The organism is Nonomuraea sp. B208 (assembly GCF_057536035.1).
Genome location: NZ_BAAJOU010000034.1, coordinates 155998 through 172235 on the forward strand (window position 1 = coordinate 155998; position 16238 = coordinate 172235).

Annotated in this window: 16 protein-coding genes; 11 read left to right on the plus strand and 5 right to left on the minus strand. The window is 72.2% G+C overall.

Annotated features, from left to right (window positions below):
- Positions 1-9 precede the first annotated feature (9 nt).
- A complete protein-coding gene (locus AC27IY_RS47985; protein WP_487181992.1) occupies positions 10-609 on the minus strand; it encodes a hypothetical protein in 600 nt (199 codons plus the stop codon).
- A 186-nt stretch (positions 610-795) separates the two neighbouring features.
- Here AC27IY_RS47985 and AC27IY_RS47990 point away from each other — a divergent pair, with 186 nt between their 5' ends.
- The gene (locus AC27IY_RS47990) at positions 796-2046 is read left to right on the plus strand and encodes a sensor histidine kinase (protein ID WP_344208751.1); all 1251 of its coding nucleotides are present in this window, start codon (positions 796-798) and stop codon (positions 2044-2046) included.
- Positions 2043-4031, plus strand: coding sequence for a sensor histidine kinase (locus AC27IY_RS47995; protein ID WP_487181993.1), 1989 nt, complete (start codon positions 2043-2045; stop codon positions 4029-4031). Before AC27IY_RS47990 ends, AC27IY_RS47995 begins: the two co-directional genes overlap by 4 nt.
- On the opposite strand, the gene AC27IY_RS48000 is transcribed toward AC27IY_RS47995, so the two are convergent.
- A complete protein-coding gene (locus AC27IY_RS48000) occupies positions 4026-4922 on the minus strand; it encodes a sulfotransferase family protein (protein WP_487181994.1) in 897 nt (298 codons plus the stop codon). The genes AC27IY_RS47995 and AC27IY_RS48000 overlap by 6 nt on opposite strands.
- Positions 4923-5132: 210 nt before the next feature.
- On the opposite strand from AC27IY_RS48000, the gene AC27IY_RS48005 reads away from it, so the two are divergent.
- Both AC27IY_RS48005 and AC27IY_RS48010 read left to right on the plus strand, forming a co-directional pair.
- Complete coding sequence (locus tag AC27IY_RS48005; RefSeq protein WP_449947489.1) at positions 5133-5993, plus strand: universal stress protein; 861 nt, start codon at positions 5133-5135, stop codon at positions 5991-5993.
- 162 nt (positions 5994-6155) lie between these two features.
- Positions 6156-6572 carry a DoxX family protein gene (locus tag AC27IY_RS48010; RefSeq protein ID WP_487181996.1) on the plus strand — a complete coding sequence of 139 codons (417 nt, stop codon included), beginning with the start codon at positions 6156-6158 and terminating at the stop codon, positions 6570-6572.
- Positions 6573-6592: 20 nt separating this feature from the next.
- Here the strand turns inward: AC27IY_RS48010 and AC27IY_RS48015 are convergent, their stop codons facing one another.
- Positions 6593-7468 (minus strand): LysR family transcriptional regulator, encoded by an 876-nt coding sequence (locus tag AC27IY_RS48015; RefSeq protein WP_344208741.1) that lies wholly within the window; start codon positions 7466-7468, stop codon positions 6593-6595.
- Between the two features lie 117 nt (positions 7469-7585).
- Here AC27IY_RS48015 and AC27IY_RS48020 point away from each other — a divergent pair, with 117 nt between their 5' ends.
- Genes AC27IY_RS48020 through AC27IY_RS48035 form a run of 4 tightly spaced genes read left to right on the plus strand, consistent with a single transcriptional unit; the run spans position 7586 to position 11819 of the window.
- Complete coding sequence (locus tag AC27IY_RS48020; protein ID WP_423451514.1) at positions 7586-9157, plus strand: amidohydrolase; 1572 nt, start codon at positions 7586-7588, stop codon at positions 9155-9157.
- 15 nt (positions 9158-9172) lie between these two features.
- Positions 9173-10132 carry an ABC transporter substrate-binding protein gene (locus AC27IY_RS48025; RefSeq protein ID WP_423451513.1) on the plus strand — a complete coding sequence of 320 codons (960 nt, stop codon included), beginning with the start codon at positions 9173-9175 and terminating at the stop codon, positions 10130-10132.
- A 2-nt stretch (positions 10133-10134) separates the two neighbouring features.
- Positions 10135-11040 (plus strand): amino acid ABC transporter permease, encoded by a 906-nt coding sequence (locus AC27IY_RS48030; RefSeq protein ID WP_344208735.1) that lies wholly within the window; start codon positions 10135-10137, stop codon positions 11038-11040.
- 29 nt (positions 11041-11069) lie between these two features.
- On the plus strand, positions 11070-11819 hold the full coding sequence (locus AC27IY_RS48035; protein WP_364457261.1) for an amino acid ABC transporter ATP-binding protein: 750 nt from the start codon (positions 11070-11072) through the stop codon (positions 11817-11819).
- A gap of 3 nt (positions 11820-11822) precedes the next feature.
- Here the strand turns inward: AC27IY_RS48035 and AC27IY_RS48040 are convergent, their stop codons facing one another.
- Positions 11823-12560, minus strand: a complete 738-nt coding sequence (locus AC27IY_RS48040) for a siderophore-interacting protein (RefSeq protein WP_423451512.1) — start codon at positions 12558-12560, stop codon at positions 11823-11825.
- A 93-nt stretch (positions 12561-12653) separates the two neighbouring features.
- Here AC27IY_RS48040 and AC27IY_RS48045 point away from each other — a divergent pair, with 93 nt between their 5' ends.
- The 3 genes from AC27IY_RS48045 (at position 12654) to AC27IY_RS48055 (ending at position 14937) form a co-directional block, all read left to right on the plus strand.
- Positions 12654-13385, plus strand: coding sequence for a TetR/AcrR family transcriptional regulator (locus AC27IY_RS48045; RefSeq protein ID WP_487181997.1), 732 nt, complete (start codon positions 12654-12656; stop codon positions 13383-13385).
- A 141-nt stretch (positions 13386-13526) separates the two neighbouring features.
- Positions 13527-14450, plus strand: a complete 924-nt coding sequence (locus AC27IY_RS48050; RefSeq protein WP_449947471.1) for an alpha/beta fold hydrolase — start codon at positions 13527-13529, stop codon at positions 14448-14450.
- Between the two features lie 25 nt (positions 14451-14475).
- Positions 14476-14937 (plus strand): DUF3592 domain-containing protein, encoded by a 462-nt coding sequence (locus tag AC27IY_RS48055; protein ID WP_487181998.1) that lies wholly within the window; start codon positions 14476-14478, stop codon positions 14935-14937.
- Between the two features lie 15 nt (positions 14938-14952).
- Here the strand turns inward: AC27IY_RS48055 and AC27IY_RS48060 are convergent, their stop codons facing one another.
- On the minus strand, positions 14953-16134 hold the full coding sequence (locus AC27IY_RS48060; RefSeq protein WP_487181999.1) for a glycoside hydrolase family 26 protein: 1182 nt from the start codon (positions 16132-16134) through the stop codon (positions 14953-14955).
- Positions 16135-16238: the final 104 nt, after the last annotated feature.

The window sequence follows — 16238 nt, forward strand, 5'->3', positions numbered from 1 at the left end:
CCGTCCGCGTCATGCGTACACGGCGGCGGGCCGAGCAGGCGCGACGGCGGCGGAGGCGCGGGCCAGCGGCACGAACGACACCAGCAGGCAGAGCGCGCCGAGCGGGATGAGGTCCTTGTCCACGAACGGCAGCGCGAGGTCGGCCAGCACCAGCACGGGCGTCCACAGCTTGACCCGGCGCTGCGCGGCGAGCTGCGTGACCAGGGCGAGCTGGCCGACGTAGAAGAGGAACGGCAGGCCGTCGTAGACCGCGAACGACACGCCGGGCACGGACTGCACCTGGTCGAACAGCACGCTCATGGCGGCGTGGTCGGCCGACATGAACCCGACGACGAGGTCGATCCCGAACTGCCCGACCAGTGCGGCGACGCCGATGGTGCCGGCGGTCGCGGTGGCGGTCGCGAGCGCCCCGCCTCCCGCCATCCGCCGCAAGCGCCAGTAGATCGGTACGAACAGCAGCAGGGCCGCGACGAAGGCGAGATGCCCGGTGGTCCAGGCGAGGCCGGGGCCCCGTTCGCCGTCGAGCCCGTCGAGGATGCGGATCACGCCGTAGGCAAGGACGAGCAGGGGGGCGGCGATGAAGGCGGTACGGAGGTTCAGGAGCTTCATGTCGCTCATCGTGCTCGGCGGAGGGGGCCGGGGACATCGCCGGTGGGAGCGATCCTGCCGCTCACTCCTGAGGGCGAGTCGCCCGATTTTGGCGGGCCGCAACCGCTACGCAAGGCGTCGCCACAATCATGGGGCCATGCGTGCCGGAGACGCGGTGAATCGTGCGATTTATGATGTGCGCGACACATGACCATCAAGCTCATGCTGCTGAGAGTGGCGGGACCGCTGCTCGTGCGGGTGGCGGTTCTCTCCGGCATGCGGCGGAGCCGCCTCGCGCTCGTCCTGCTCAACCGCGCGCTGGTCTACCTGACGCTCACCGCCGTCGTCGGCGCGGTCTACTTCGGCATCATCGCGCTCGGCCGGCCGCTCACCTCCTCGGCGGGGCTGGTGGCGGCGCTGGTCGCGGGCGCGCTGTTCCATCCGGTGCGGGTGGGGCTGCAGGGGGCTGCGGACCGGGTGTTCGGGATCGAGCGGGATCCGTACCGGCTGGCCGACCGGGTCAACCGGCGGGTGCAGGAGGCTCCGGGGCCGGCCGAGGCGCTGGCCTCCGCCGTCGCCGCGTCCCGCAGGGCGTTGCGCGCCCCCGGCGTCGCGGTCGAGGTGGTGCTGCCCGGCGGGCGCTCGCGCACGGTCGCCGACGGTGAGGTGGGCGCGAGCCCGACGGTGCTGCGGCTGGAGTGGCAGGGCACCTCGATGGGCTGGCTCCTGGTGGCCGGCGAGCCCGCCGACCCCGCCCTGCTGGACATGCTGGCCCGCCAGCTCGCCGAGGTCGCCCACGCCGTACGACTCAGCGCCGACCTGCGGCGCTCCCGCGAGCGCATGCTCCTCACCCGCGAGGAGGAGCGGCACAAGCTCCGCCGCGACCTCTACGCCGGCCTCGGCCCGACCCTCACCGAGCTGGCGCTGAGCGCGGACGAGGCGCGGATCAGCCTGGCCGGCGGACCCGAGGCGGTCGATCCGCTGCTGACCAGGATGCGCCGGCGCATGACCGAGGCCATCGTGGAGGTGCGCGAGCTGGTGTACGGCCTGCGCCCGCCCGCGCTCGACGGCACCGACCTCGGCGAGCTGGGCCTGGAGGGCGCGCTCCGCACGCTGGCCGACACCCCGGGGCCGCGCGTGGACGTCGCGGTGTCCGGTCCGCTCGGCGACCTGCCCGCCGCCGTGGAGGTGGCCGCGTACCGGATCGCGCACGAGGCGGTGGCCGGCGTGCGCAGGCACGCCCGCGCCACCACCGCGCTGATCCGGGTGGAGCGGCGGCCGGGCGGCCTCTGCCTGTCGGTGGCCGACGACGGCATCGGCCTGCCCGAGCAGCGCCGCGAGGGCGCCACCCGGCTGCGGCACCGCGCCGAGGAGCTGGGCGGCACGTACGAGCACGACACCCGCCCCGGCGGCGGCACCGAGGTCGTGGTGGAACTTCCGGTCAAGGAGCCCGCGTGACAACCGCCAACGGAAGCACACCGGCCACGCGCCGGGCGCTGCTCGTCGTCGTGTGGACCCTGGCGGTGGCCGCGCCCGTCGCCACGATCGTCACCAGCGTCCTCGGCGCGCAGCTAACCGGCTGGAACGAGCTCGACGGCGGCCCCGACCCGGTCGGGCTGCTGTTCCCGGCGGCCGGGGCCTTCCTGGTCACGCACCGGCCGCGGCTGCTGTTCCCGTGGCTGCTCTGGGGCACGGGCGTGCTCTGGGCGGTCTACCTGCTGCTGTTCGCGCTGACCGCGTGGACCCACACGTACGCGCCCGGCCCGCTGACGCCGTACCTCGCCTGGCCGTCCCTCTGGCTGTGGCTCCTGGTGGTGCCGACGTTCTCCGGGATCATGCCGCTGCTCTTCCCCGACGGCCGGCTGCCCTCGAAGCGGTGGCGGCCGGTGCTCTACGGCCATCTCGTCCTCATGGTCGGTCACTCGCTGCTGCTCGGGCTGAGCCCCGACCCCGAGTTCGAGCTGGGGCTGCCGATCGAGAACCCGTTCGGGGTGCCGGCGCTGGGCCGGATCCCCGAGGTCGTCGAGGAGTGGATCGGGCTCCCCATGATCCTGCTCAGCCTGCTGAGCGTCGCCTCGCTGGGCTTCAGGTACCGGGCGGCCACGCCCGAGGTGCGCCGGCAGATCGCCTGGTACCTCTGGGCGATGGTGATCTTCATGGGCTACTGGGTGGGCAGCCAGGGGTCGGAGGATCCGGTCGTGATCGGCCTGCGCATCTTCCTGACGGCCGGCATCCCCATCGCCGTCGTGGCCTCGGCGCTGCGCCACCAGCTCTACGGCATCCGCCTCATCCTCGACCGCACCCTCGTGTACGGCACGCTCGCCGTCGTCGCGGGCCTCACGTACTCGGGGCTCATCTGGGCGGCCAACAGCGTCGCGGGCGACTACGGGGCGGTCGCCGGGCTGGCCGCCGCCCTCGCCACGGCCGCGGTCTTCCACCCCGTACGGCTGCGCCTGCAACGCTCGGTGGACCGGCTCTTCAACGTCGAGCGCGATCCGTACCGGGCGGCCGACCTGCTCAGCCGCGCCGTGCAGCGGGCCGGCGACCCGGCCGCCGCGCTGGCCGAGGCGCTGTCGATCGTGCGCACCACGCTGGGCGCGCGGGGCGCGGGCGTACGGGTGGCGGGGGAGCCCGCGGTGTCGTTCGCGGACGGCGAGCTGGGCGCCCGGCCGCGCGAGATCGAGCTGGTCTGGCAGGGCGAGCACGCCGGTCGCCTGCTGCTCGCCGGCGGCCGGCAGAGCCGGCAGCAGCTCCGCGTCATGGCCAAGCACCTGGCCGAGCTGGCCCACGCGGTACGCCTCAGCACCGACCTGCACGACTCGCGCGAGCGCATCACCGCCACCCGCGACGAGGAGCGCCGCCGCCTCGGCCGCGAGCTGCACGACGGCCTCGGCCCCAGCCTGACCAGCGTCACCATGACCCTGGACGAGGCCCGCCGCCGCCTCGAACGCGATCCTGACTCGGTGGAGGAGCTGCTGGTCCGGTTCAGGGAGGAGATGACGGCCACGCTGGGCTCGGTCCGCGAGCTGGTGGACGGCCTGCGCCCGCCCGCGCTGGAGGAGCTGGGCCTGCCCGGGGCGCTGCGCAAGTTCGCCCGCGCCACCCCGGGTCCCCGGGTGCGGATCCGCATGCCGGGGGAGCCCCTGGGCGAGCTGCCCGCCGGGGTCGAGACGGCCGCGTACCGCATCGTCCAGGAGGCGCTCACCAACGCCCGCCGGCACGCCCGCGCGAGCCGGATCGTGGTCACGCTGGACCGCGGCGACGGCGTGCTGCTGGTGACGGTCGCCGACGACGGCGTGGGGCTGCCCGAGGAACCGTCGCCGGGGGTCGGGCTGACCTCGATGCGCGAGCGGGCCGCCGAGATCGGCGGCACCTGCGTCATCACCTCGGGTCCGGAGGGCGGCACCACCGTCACGGCGACCCTGCCGCTCACGCTGTCATGAGTAGCCCCACGCGGCGGCGTACTCGGCGAGCTTGGGGGACAGGCCGTCCGCTCCGGTGAAGGTGCGGGCGGCCTGGACGCGGCCCGACTTGATGTTGTCGCTGCGGTCGCCCAGGTTCGGCACGAACTGCTCCTGGTTGCGCTCGCCGTACGCCAGCATGGCGGGCTCCCACTCCACGCCCAGGTACGCGCAGACCTCCCGGGTGACCCGTTCCGGCTGCGCGGTCAGGTCCTCGTAGCGCACGGTCAGGCCGCCGAGGGTGCGGCGGGCCTGCTCCAGGGGCTTGAAGTACTTGCACGCGGTGGCTTCCAGCGCCTCCCTGGAGGCGGTGTTCTCCTTGCGGTTCTCCAGCGACGAGACCACGCCCATCGGGTGGCGCAGCAGGAACAGGAATCTGGCGTGCGGCCAGGCGTACTTCAGCCGCTCCCAGACGAAGACGTTGCCCGGCGTCTTGTCGACCACGACGTCCTTGCCGCTCCGCAGCAGCTCCAGGTGCAGGATGCGGTCCCAGATCACGTGCTCCAGCTCCACCTGGTCGAGCCCGAGCTCCAGCATGGCGGCCTCGGAGAAGCCGGGGGTGAGCCGTACGCCGACGGTGCGCAGGTGCAGCTCGTGCGGGGCGCGGACGCGGGAGTGGGCGTTCAGCAGCATGCGCAGCAGCGTGGAGCCGGAGCGCACCGGGGCGATGAGGAAGACGGGCGAGCGCACCAGGCGCGGCATGGTCGGAACGGCGTAGTCGACGATCTGTGTCCGCTTCGGGGGGCGCCGGACCTGCGGTCCCGTGGCGCCCGGCGCGGTGCCAGTGAGCGGGCCGGTGAGCTGCCGTGGGGGGCGTAGCGCCTCGCGCAGGAGCCGTGCCCGTCGTTTGAAACCCTTGTTGACTACTCCCATGCGCGCTGTGCTCAGCCCTTCACCCCCGTGTCCCCTTCCGACAAAAGCCGTGGCAGGAGCCACAACGGCATCTTGCCCCACTTCCGGATAAACCTCGCATAAAACCGAACTGGCGCGCGGACCAAGGGCGGCCACGGAATGGGCAAGCTTTCGAGAGGCGGTCCCCGTGTCCTCGCGCCACCCCGCCACCGTCCGCGCACAGTGGGGACCGTGGAACAGTCATTGGGCGTGCTCGTCGGCTACGACGGCTCCGACCACTCCATGCAGGCCCTGGACTGGGCGATGGACGAGGCCGAGCTGCGCAGGCTTCCCCTGACCGTCTGCCACGCCTGGCAGTGGCCGTACGGCGAGGGCGACCCGGGGGGCCGCGACTCGCTCCGCCGCGCCGCCGAGCACGTGCTGTGGCACGGCGCCGACTGCGCGCGGACCGGCGCCGGCGGGCTCGACGTGCGGGGCGACCTGTACGAGGGCTCGCCGACCGAGCGCCTGGAGGAGCTGTCGGGGCAGGCCGAGCTGATCGTGCTCGGCTCGCGCGGGCTGCGCGGCATGGCGCGGGCGGTCATCGGCTCCGTGGCGAGCCACGCGGCGGCCCACGCCCGCTGCCCGGTCATCGTCGTACGCGGCAGGGGCGCGTTGCCGCGCACCCCGGACCCCGGCCCGATCGTGGCCGGCGTGGCCGACGACGGCAAGGCCGACGCCGTGCTCGGCTTCGCCTGCGAGGAGGCGGCCATGCGGCGCCTGCCGCTGCTCGTCGTGCACGCCTGGCACCAGCCACCGGTGGCGTGGGCGGGGATGACGTACCCGGCGCTCGACCCGATGTCCCTCCAGGAGGCCTCGGAGGACTGGCTCGCCGCCACGGTCGCGCCCTGGCGGAGCCGGCATCCCGGCCTCGCCGTCGAGCTCCGCGTCGCGAACGCGCGGGCGGCCGAGACGGTCGCGGCCGTCGCCGAGGCGACCCTGGTGGTGGTCGGGAGCCCGCACGGGCGGTTCGGCTCCGTGGCCTCGGGCCTGCTGCGGCAGGCGCCCTGCCCGGTGGCGATCGTACGGGCCCGTCCCACGGCAGACGGTTGAAATTTTCACCATCTCGAAATGTTTATCGGAATGGCGTCGAACCAAGTGAACGCCCTCTTTCTGCTTTTCCCGGCCGATCTACCTGACTGACCAGAGTTGACGTGGTGAAGCCGCATTCTTGACTCTTCTGGAAGCGCTCCCATTTCGTGAAAGGACGCCTTCATGGAATCCCTGTTCAAGCAGCATCAGGACCTTTTCCTGGCCCTCTATCGGATCGTGCTGGGGCTGCTGTTCGCCTGCCACGGCGCGGCCACCCTCTTCGGCGTCCTCGGCGGCCCGCAGGGCGGCCCGGCGCCGGCCTTCGCGGAATGGCCGGGCTGGTGGGCCGCCGCCATCGAGCTCGTCGCCGGCACCATGGTCCTGCTCGGCGTGGCCACGCGGGCCGCCGCCGTCATCTGCTCGGGCACCATGGCGTACGCCTACTTCGTCGTGCACCAGCCGCAGGCGTTGTTCCCCATCGAGAACGGCGGCGAGAAAGCCGCCCTTTTCTGCTGGGGTTTCCTGCTCATCGCCGTCCTCGGCCCGGGCCGCTGGGCGCTGTCCACACGGCGGACCCCCGAGGAGTCACTCGCCAGGTAAGGCCGTCCGGATCGCCCGCCTCAGAACGCCAGCTTGTCCAGCAGCGTCTGCAGGCGGGCGCTCTCGCGTTCGGGGCGGACGAGGGTGAAGATGCTGCGGCTGATGTTCAGCCAGGGCAGGTCGACCACGACGACGTCCGGGCTGTGGTCGCGGAGCGCGAGGTCCGGGATGAGGGCCGCGCCGAGGCCCGCGCCGATCAGCGAGAGGGTGACCTTGAAGTCGTCGGAGTGGCAGACCACGCGCGGATGCAGCTTCCAGTGGCCGAGCATGGCCTCGAAGAGCGTGGCGTCGCTGCTGCCCGGATGGTGCATGATCCACGGCAGGTCCACGAGCTGCTCGGCCCGGTGCGGTGACAGGTCGGGCCAGGTCCGTGGCAGGACGAGCCGGTAGCGGTCCTCGGCGACCCACCGCCTCGACAGCGTGGACGGCCAGGACAGGCCCGAGTTGCCCACCTGGTAGACGATCGCCGCGTCCATCTCGCCGCCCGCGCCCAGCCGCGCGATGAGCTGCGAGGGCTCGGCCACCGACAGCCGGATGCCGGACCGCTCCTCCGGCTCCAGGTCCCGCAGCACGCTCGACAGCAGGTCGCAGATGCTGGGGAAGACGCCCAGGCGGACCTGCGGCTCGCTGTTCCTGTGCACCTCCCTGACCGTCGCCACCATGCGCTCGATGTCGGCGAGCAGGGTCTCGGACTGCCTGGCCAGCACCTCGGCGGCGCTGGTCGGCAGCACGCTGTGGGCGAAGCGCTCGAACAGCCGCACCCCGGTCTCCCGCTCCAGCGAGGCCATCTGCTGGGAGACGGCGGAGGAGGTGTAGCCGAGCCGGTTGGCCGCCGCGGCGAAGGATCCCAGCCGCACGACCTCACGCAGCGTGCGGAGATGTTCTGGCTTCAGCATAAGCGTTCCTTGCTCTGAGCCGCGCTAAATGTCCTGGTTATAGCGCTTCCGACCTTGTTTTCGCCACCCCTACAGTCAGTCGGACCACTCCTCGAAACCCCTGGAAGATCCAAGAGCATGCGCGTATTTCGCAACGCCTCCATCCGCACCGGCGGCACGGGAGACACCGGCCGGCCCGTCGCCCAGGCCATGGCCGTGGACGGCGAGCTGATCGTCGCCGTGGGCTCCGAGGCCGAGGTGCGCGAGGCCGCGGGCCCGGGAGCCGAGCTGGTGGACCTCGACGGCGCGGCCGTCCTGCCCGGCCTGTACGACGCCCACATCCACACCGCCCAGTACGCCCAGAGCCTCGGCGGCGTCGACCTGCGCGACGTGCGCTCCCTGGACGAGGCCCTGGCCACGGTGGCCGAGCACGCCGCGCGGCTGCGGCCGGGCGGATGGCTGTTCGGCGGCCGGTGGAACAGCAACATCTGGAACCCGCCCGTCCAGCCCGACCGCTACGCCCTCGACTCGGTCTGCCCCGACCTGCCCGTGGCGCTGCCCAACGTGGACGGCCACACCGTCTGGGCCAACTCCGCCGCCCTGCGGATGGCCGGGATCGACGCCACCACCCCCGACCCGGTCGGCGGCGAGATCGTCAGGTACGCCGACGGCGAGCCCACCGGCATCCTGCGCGAGTCGGCGTCGTACCCGCTGCGCGCCCTCATGGTCACCGGCGACCTGCGCGACCGGCTGCGCGCCGGGCAGGAGGAGCTGCTCGCGTTCGGCCTGACCAGCGTGCACGACATCGACGGCGAGGACTGCCGCGCCGCCTACCTGGAGCTGCGCGAGGCCGGCGAGCTGAAGATCCGCGTGCACAAGGCGATCCCCACGGTCCACCTGGAGGCGGCCATCGCCGAGGGCCGGCGCACCGGCCAGGGCGACGACTGGTTCCGTACCGGGCCGGTCAAGGTGTTCAGCGACGGCGCGCTCGGCTCGCACACCTGCCACATGCACCAGGCTTTCGCCGGCGAGCACGACAACACCGGCATCGCGGTCACTCCGTACGAAGACCTCGTCCGGATCTTCAGCACCGCGGCGGCGGCCGGGATCGCGGTCGCCACCCACGCCATCGGCGACCGCGCCAACCGGCTGGTCCTCGACGCGTACGAGCAGATCGGGCCCACCCCCGGCCTGAGGCACCGCATCGAGCACGCCCAGCACCTGCGCCCCGAGGACCTGACCAGAATGGCCAGGCTCGGCGTCGTCGCCTCGATGCAGCCGGTGCACTGCACCACGGACATCGCGCTGGTCGATTCGCTGCTCGCCGGGCACGACCTGGCCTCCTACGCCTGGCGCGGCATGCTCAACGCCGGGGTCGCGCTGGCCTTCGGCTCGGACGCGCCGGTGGAGAGCCCGAACCCGTGGGCCGCGCTGTACGCCGCCGTCACCCGTACCCGCGAGGACGGCACCCCGGCCGGCGGCTGGCAGCCCGAGCAGCGGCTGAGCATGGCGGAGGCGATCACCGCGCACACGCTCGGCGCCGCGTACGCGGCCGGTGAGAGCGACCGCAAGGGCGTCCTGGCCCCCGGTATGCTCGCCGACTTCATCGCCGTGGACACCGACCCCTACCTGGAAGCGCCGGAGGCCGTGCTCCGCACCCAGGTCCTCACCACCGTCGTCGGCGGCGAAGTCCGCTGGCAGCGCCTCTGAGAAGGAGCCCCCCACGTGAAGATCCGTACCATCACCGTCCTGGCCGCCGGCGCGTTGCTGGCCGCCACCACGGCCTGTGGCGCCCAGTCCCTGGACGAAGGCTCGACCGGGACCGAGTCCGGGGGCGGCGCGCCCGCGGTCACGCTGGACCAGGCGCCCGCCGAGGAGAAGGCCGCCGACGTCATCAACGCCATCACGCCGGACGAGAGCCTGGCCGCCAAGGTGCCCGCGAAGCTCAAGTCCGACGGGCTGAAGGTGGTCAGCTCGATCGGCTACCCGCCCATGGAGCTGTACGCGAGCGACGGCAAGACGGCGATCGGCTTCGACCCGGCGCTGGCCAGGGCCATCGCGAGGAAGCTCGGCGTCAAGGTGACGATCACCGACGAGGAGTTCAACTCGCAGATCCCCGGCGTGCTGACCGGCCGGTACGACTTCGTGATCTCCTCCATGACCGACTCGCCGGAGCGGCAGAAGCAGGTCACGTTCGTCGACTACGTGCAGGCCGGCGCCGGCATGATCGTCAAGAAGGGCAACCCGGAAGGGATCAACGGCCCGGCCGACCTGTGCGGCAAGACGGTCTCCGTGGTCGACAACGGCTCGTCGATGGAGCTGGCCGAGCAGTACTCCGCCGACTGCGACAAGTCCGGCAAGAAGCCGGTGAACCTGCTGAAGTTCCCCGGCGACCAGGAGGCCATGCTCCAGGTCACCGGCGGGCGGGCGCAGGCCACCATCACCGACTACGTGGTGGCGGCGTACAAGCTGGACGACCCCAAGCTGGACATCGAGGCCCTCGCCCTGGAGGGCACCGAGAGCCCGTGGGGCATCGGCATGAAGCCGGACAACCAGCAGCTCATCGACTCGGTGAAGGGCGCGCTCGACTCCCTGATCGCGAGCGGCGAGTACGGCAAGCTGCTGGCCGCGTGGAACCTGGACAAGCTGGCCGTCCAGTCCGCGGTGATCAACGGCGGTAAGTGAGCATGCGCACGGAACCCTTCACCGGGCCCTCCGGAGAGCGCATCCCGGTCGTCAGGACCCGGCACTGGGGCCGGCTCGCGGCCGCGGCCGTCGCGATCGCGGTCGCCGGCTGGCTGGTCTACGTGATGGTAGTGAACCCGCGCCTGCACTGGGACAAGGTCGCCGAATACCTGTTCAACGACCGCATCCTGGACGGCATCTGGGTCACCATCGAGATCTCGGTGCTGGCGACCGTGCTCGGGCTGGTGCTGGGCGTGGGGATGGCGATCCTGCGGCTGTCGCACAACCCGGTGCTGAGCGGGCTCGCCACGCTCTACATCTGGTTCTTCCGCGGCACGCCGGTGCTGGTGCAGCTCATCTTCTGGTACAACCTGGCGTTCCTGTTCCCCGAGCTGGTGCTCAAGATCCCGTTCACCATGATCGGCGTCAAGTGGGACACGAACGAGGTGATGACCGGCTTCACCGCGGCCATGCTGGGGCTCGGGCTGAACCTGGCGGCGTACTTCGCCGAGACCGTGCGCGCCGGCATCCAGGCCGTGGACAAGGGGCAGACGGAGGCGGCGTACGCGCTCGGCATGACCCCGGCCAAGCGCATGCGGGTGATCGTGCTGCCGCAGGCGCTGCGCATCATCATCCCGCCGACCGGCAACGAGTTCATCTCCATGCTGAAGACGACCTCGCTGGTGTACGTGGTCGCCGGGCACGACCTGATGACGAACGCCAGCCAGATCTACAAGGCCAACAACCTGATCATGGAGCTGCTGATCGTGGCCAGCCTGTGGTACATGCTCATGACCGCCATCGCGACCTTCCTGCAGAGCAGGCTGGAGCGGCGCTTCGGCGCCGACGCCGTACGGCTGGTCCGCGGCGGGCGGAGCGTCCGGCTCCTGTCCAAGGCGGCGGCGTGACCCCGGTCGTGCACGCCACGGGCGTGCGCATGAGCTACGGCGACACGCAGGTGCTCAACGGCGTGGACTTCGCCGTCGCGCCCGGCGAGGTGAGCTGCGTCATCGGGCCGTCGGGATCGGGCAAGTCGACCTTCCTGCGCTGCGTCAACGGGCTGGAGCCGGTGCTCGGCGGCAGCCTGCGGGTGCTCGGCGAGGAGGTCGGCCACCGCCTCCACGGGGGGCGCTACCGGCCGTGGTCCCCCAAGGAGTTCGCCGCCTTCCGCCGCAGGATCGGCATGGTGTTCCAGCGTTTCAACCTGTTCGCCCACCAGAGCGCGCTGGAGAACGTGGCCTGCGCGCCCGTCCACGTCCTCGGCCTGCCCGCCGAGCGGGCGCGGAGGTCGGCGATGGAGCACCTGGAGCGGGTGGGCCTCGCCGAGCACGCCCACAAGCGGCCCCACCAGCTCTCCGGCGGCCAGCAGCAGCGCGTCGCCATCGCGAGGGCGCTGGCGATGAGCCCCGAGCTGATGCTGTTCGACGAGCCCACGTCGGCGCTGGACCCCGAGCTGGTGGACGAGGTGCTGGAGGTCATGCGCGGTCTCGCCGCCGACGGCATGACCATGGTCGTGGTCACCCACGAGATCGCCTTCGCCAGGGAGGTCGGCGACCGGCTGACGTTCTTCGCCGACGGCGTCGTGGTCGAGAGCGGCCCGCCCGCCGAGCTGGTCGCCAACCCCGGCCACGAACGGACCAGGGCGTTCCTGTCCAGCGTGCTGAGCCAGCGGGAGGAGGCCGGCTGACGGTCAGTGCAGGCCCCGCTTGCCCGGGGTCCAGAACGGCTTGACCTTGATCGAGGTCCGTGGCCAGTTGCGCTCGCGTACCAGGTAGTCGCGGACGAGGCGGCAGGTCCTCGCCTCCCCGGCCACGTACGCGGCGCCGGCGTTGCCGGGCAGGTCGAGCTCGGCCACGGCGCCGAGCAGCACCGCCGACGCGGCGGCGGGCGCGCCGCGGCGGTGGACGCGGCGCACCCGCCGGGCGACGTCCGGCATGGGCAGGTCGTGCTCGGGGGCCTCGCTCTCCAGCACCCCGTGCACCTCGGCGGCGGCGTCCAGCGCCCGGAGCATCGGCCCGAACGCGGCGGCGGCCGTCTCCTCCCCGACGAACACGTGGTAGGCCGCCTCGCGCGTGAAGAAGTCGCCCTGCGGCCACCAGAACGTCACCCGCTCCCCGGGCGCGGCCTTCCGCGCCCATCGCAGCCCGATGCCGTCGCCGTCGTACAGGTGGACGCGCAGCTCGATGCCGGTCCTGCCGGCGTCCAGGTCCCAGATCGTGTACGTCCGCAGCGTCTCTCCCGGCCGGAGGATTCCCGGCACCGACAGCGGGTCCATGAGCTGGATCCTGATGTGCTGGCCGGGGGTGTAGGGGAACTCGACGGGCCGGTCCGTCTCCAGCCGGATCCGGCGGACGGCGGGCGTCACCTGCTCGGTGACGGTGACGGTGGCCTCCCTGGCGTACTTGCCTGACAGATGGTCGCGCAGCACGTCCCGCTCCTTACTGCCTCTAAGTTGTTTAGAGTCATTAAGGAAACATAGATGCCATAAGATGTCAACGGAGTCACGGCAGGAGGAGCGACGATGTCTCAAGAGACCGGGTCACGACAGACCGGCAACAGGCGGGAGAGGCTGCGCCGGGCCACGCTGGAGGAGATCCACGCGGCCGCCCGCAAGCTGCTGGTCGAGCAGGGCTCGGCCGCCGTGACCGTCAACGCGGTCGCCAGGCAGGTCGGCATGAGCGGCCCGGCCCTCTACCACTACTACTCCGGCCACGACGAGCTGGTCGGCGCGGTGACCGCGGGCTTCTTCCGCGAGCTGACCGCCGCCGTCGAGCAGGGCCGCGACTCCCGCGCCGACGCGCCGACCGGCAAGCGCCTGCTGGCCGCCTGCCGCGCGATGCGCGCCTGGGCCGTCGCCCATCCCGCCGAGTTCGGCTGGATCTTCGCCAACCCGGTCGCCCCGCCGGACCGGCGGCCCGACTCCAGCCGCCACCAGGCCGCACTCCGGTTCGAGTACGTCCTGCTCGACCTGGTCGCCGAGCTGTGGCGGACGCGGGGGTTCCCGGTGCCGGACCTCGCCGCCCTGCCCGCGTCCCAGCGCGAGCAGCTGATCGCCTACTCCGAGTCCATCGACGGGCGGCTCCCGCCCGAAGCCGCGCACGTCTTCCTGTCCTGCTGGATCAGGCTGTACGGCCTGCTGTGCATGGAGGTCCTGCACCAGCTCGACTTCGCCTACACCGACGCCGAGCCCGTCTTCGAGGAGTGCCTCCGCGACCTGGCCGTCACCCTCGACCTGGCCGCCATCCCCGACTAGAGCCCGCCGGCCGGCTGTCCCCCGTGAGAGCTACCGGCGGATGTCCACCGTGCGGTGACGACCCGGGGGCGCCCGTTCCCTAACGTTCTCGGTGTGACAGCAGCGGTTCGGACCGCTCCCCGAGATCACCTGGAGAACAGCATGCTCCGCACGTTCAAGGCAACCGCCGTGGCCGCCCTGTGCTGCACCGTCGTCGGTGTGGGGATCGCCGGCGCCCCGGCCGCGTCGGCGGCCTCGGCCGCCGAATGGGACCCGATGGCGAACACCTCCCTGGAGAACTGGGACCCCTTCGCCACCTCCTCGGGCCCGCAGAAGATCAAGGTCGGCGGCCGGTCGGTGAACGTGTCCTGCTCGGGCCGTTCGGCGAAGGGCGCGCCGGTCATCGTCCTGCTGGCCGGGATGGGCGACGGGCTGGACAAGCTGGCCCCGCTCCAGAAGACCCTGAGCGGCCGGAACCGGGTCTGCTCCTACGACCGGCTCGGCGCCGGCGCGAGCGACGCCCCCGCCGGGCAGCAGGACTTCGCCGCCGTCGGCAAGACCCTCACCGGGGTGCTCGACCGGGTCGCCGGCGACCGGCCGGTGGTGCTCGCCGGGCACTCGCTCGGCGGCCTGATCGCCGCCAGGTACGCCCCCGAGCACCGCGACCGGGTCAAGGGCGTGGTGCTGCTGGACGCCACGTCGCCGACGATGCTCGCCGACGTCAAGAAGGCCATCCCGGCGTCCGCGAAGGGCGCGGCGGCCGAGATGCGTGCGCAGAACCTCGCCGTCTTCCAGGGCGCCAACCCGGAGAAGCTGATCATCGCCGACGGCAAGGTGCGTTCCGCCGGGAACATCCCCGTGGAGGTCGTCCAGCACGGCAAGCAGTACCTCGCGGCCGGCGTCCCCCAGTACGGCCCCCGCCTGGAGCGGGCGTGGTCCGCCGGCCAGCGCAAGTGGCTCGCCCTGTCCAAGCGCGCCAAGCTGAGCACGGCCGCGAAGAGCGCGCACTACATCTACCTCGACCAGCCCGACCTCGCCGTCCGCGCCATCCAGCGCGTCGCCGCCGCCGCCCGCTCCCACGCCTGACCGTACGTATTGGGACACTCGTCCCATGCACAACGGACGGCCCCTCACCCTCATCGGCGCGATCTTCGCCCTGGTCGGCCTGATCCTGCTCGGCGTCACGCTCGCGCTGGCCGCCTCCACGGCGAGCTTCCTGGCCTCGGCCCAGCGGACGGAGGGCACCGTGACCGGGCTGACCCCGCGAACCACCACGTCGCGGGATTCCGACGGCTATACGCGCCGCAGCACCACGTGGTACCCGACCGTGGAGTTCACCGTCGACGGCAGGCGGTACTCGTTCCAGAGCTCCACCGGCAACAACCCCCCGGCCTACAGGCAAGGCGAGGGCGTGCCGGTCGCCTACGACCCCGACGACCCGTCCGACGCGCGGATCTCCACGTTCTGGTCGGCCTACCTGGCCCCGGTGATCACCGGTGGGCTGGGCGTGGTGTTCGCCTCGATAGGCACGATCGTGTTCGTCCTGGGACGGCGGAACGCCAAGAAGCGCTGACCGGAGAACTCGTCGCTATGCCGGGGCGGTCGTCTGGTCGACGGTGTTGCTGGTGTGGAGCAGCGTTCCGCCGGTCTCGGCGTCCCACCACTTGAGCCGGGCACGGTAGGCCGTGTTCGGCAGGAGACCCCCTCTCGTGCACGTGACCGTCTCGGGATTGCCGGTGACGTGGCGGCGCGGTCCCTCGGAGAAATTGCCGCCGGTCGCGGGAGTCCACGACGCGCACGACACCCACCCGCTCTTCTGGGCGGGGTCCACCAGGGTCGTCCACTCGATGGAGGTCGAGGTCGGCGCCGCCGGACCGGCGGACGTGGTCAGCGCCGGAGTGCCGGCGAACAGCGTGCCGGTCACCGCGCCGCGCCACGCCTGGACGCTCGCGTCGTCGCCGTTCAGGGCGTACTCCGGCCAGCCGTACGCGTCGAAGTACGTGACGAAGCGGGCGTCGGCCGTGTTCCGCGTCCATTTCGCGATGTCCCTGAGCATCGCGGGACGATTGGCGTGGTCCCGCACGCCGAGCTCCGCGACGGCGTACGGCTTGCCCTGCGACCGGGCGACCTCCAGGCCCGGACGGCTCGCGTCGTGCGCGGCCATCGTCTCGGACTTCGCCTCGTCGAAGCCGTACACGTCCCAGGCCATGACGTCGACGTACGAGGAGCCGGGGTAGTAGTCCTGCCAGCGCCGGCCGCTGCTCGGGCTGAGCGTCCAGTCCATGAGGATCGTGGTGGCGGACAGCCGGGCGTTGCGGGCCTCGTCGGCGAGGCCGTCGATGCGTCTCCACGCCGCCTTGTAGTCCGCCGCGGTGAACAGCCCGTCCTGGATCTCGTTCTCGGGTTCGTGGTAGAAGCACCAGAAGACGTCCCGGTCGCGCGGCGCGCTCGCGAACCACGCGCGCAGATACGCGTCGTGCTTGCCCGCCAGCACGTCCTTCGGCGGGTACTTGAACGACACGATGGTCGCCCGGCCCGGAGTGTTGAGCTTGGCGTCGGTCCACGCCCCCGGGGCGCCGGAGTAGAAGACCCGCAGCGCCGGGGGAGTGCCGTACGCGGCGTCGGTGCCCGCCAGCGCCGCCGCGAACGTCTGCCCCGGCGACTGATGGACGGAGGCGCCGAAGAGCGTGGGCGTGTCCGCGCGGGCCGGCGCCTGCAGGCCGCACAGCACGACCCCGGCGGCGAGCGCCGCCACGATGCTTCCCTTCACAGGGACCCTCCTTCTGTCCGGCCGGACGCCCTGCCCGGCCCGGCCGTCCTCAGCAAAGCCGACCCGCGATCACCGCACCATGACGTTCACCCCGACGTTGGAGC

Coding starts and splice junctions, on each gene's coding strand:
- AC27IY_RS48035 (WP_364457261.1), top strand. CDS start 11,070: ATGAGCTACGGCGACACGCAGGTGCTCAACGGCGTGGACTTCGCCGTC.
- AC27IY_RS48045 (WP_487181997.1), top strand. CDS start 12,654: ATGTCTCAAGAGACCGGGTCACGACAGACCGGCAACAGGCGGGAGAGG.
- AC27IY_RS47985 (WP_487181992.1), bottom strand. CDS start 609: ATGAAGCTCCTGAACCTCCGTACCGCCTTCATCGCCGCCCCCCTGCTC.
- AC27IY_RS48000 (WP_487181994.1), bottom strand. CDS start 4,922: ATGGGAGTAGTCAACAAGGGTTTCAAACGACGGGCACGGCTCCTGCGC.
- AC27IY_RS48050 (WP_449947471.1), top strand. CDS start 13,527: ATGCTCCGCACGTTCAAGGCAACCGCCGTGGCCGCCCTGTGCTGCACC.
- AC27IY_RS48020 (WP_423451514.1), top strand. CDS start 7,586: ATGCGCGTATTTCGCAACGCCTCCATCCGCACCGGCGGCACGGGAGAC.
- AC27IY_RS48010 (WP_487181996.1), top strand. CDS start 6,156: ATGGAATCCCTGTTCAAGCAGCATCAGGACCTTTTCCTGGCCCTCTAT.
- AC27IY_RS48015 (WP_344208741.1), bottom strand. CDS start 7,468: ATGCTGAAGCCAGAACATCTCCGCACGCTGCGTGAGGTCGTGCGGCTG.
- AC27IY_RS48055 (WP_487181998.1), top strand. CDS start 14,476: ATGCACAACGGACGGCCCCTCACCCTCATCGGCGCGATCTTCGCCCTG.
- AC27IY_RS47990 (WP_344208751.1), top strand. CDS start 796: ATGACCATCAAGCTCATGCTGCTGAGAGTGGCGGGACCGCTGCTCGTG.
- AC27IY_RS48030 (WP_344208735.1), top strand. CDS start 10,135: ATGCGCACGGAACCCTTCACCGGGCCCTCCGGAGAGCGCATCCCGGTC.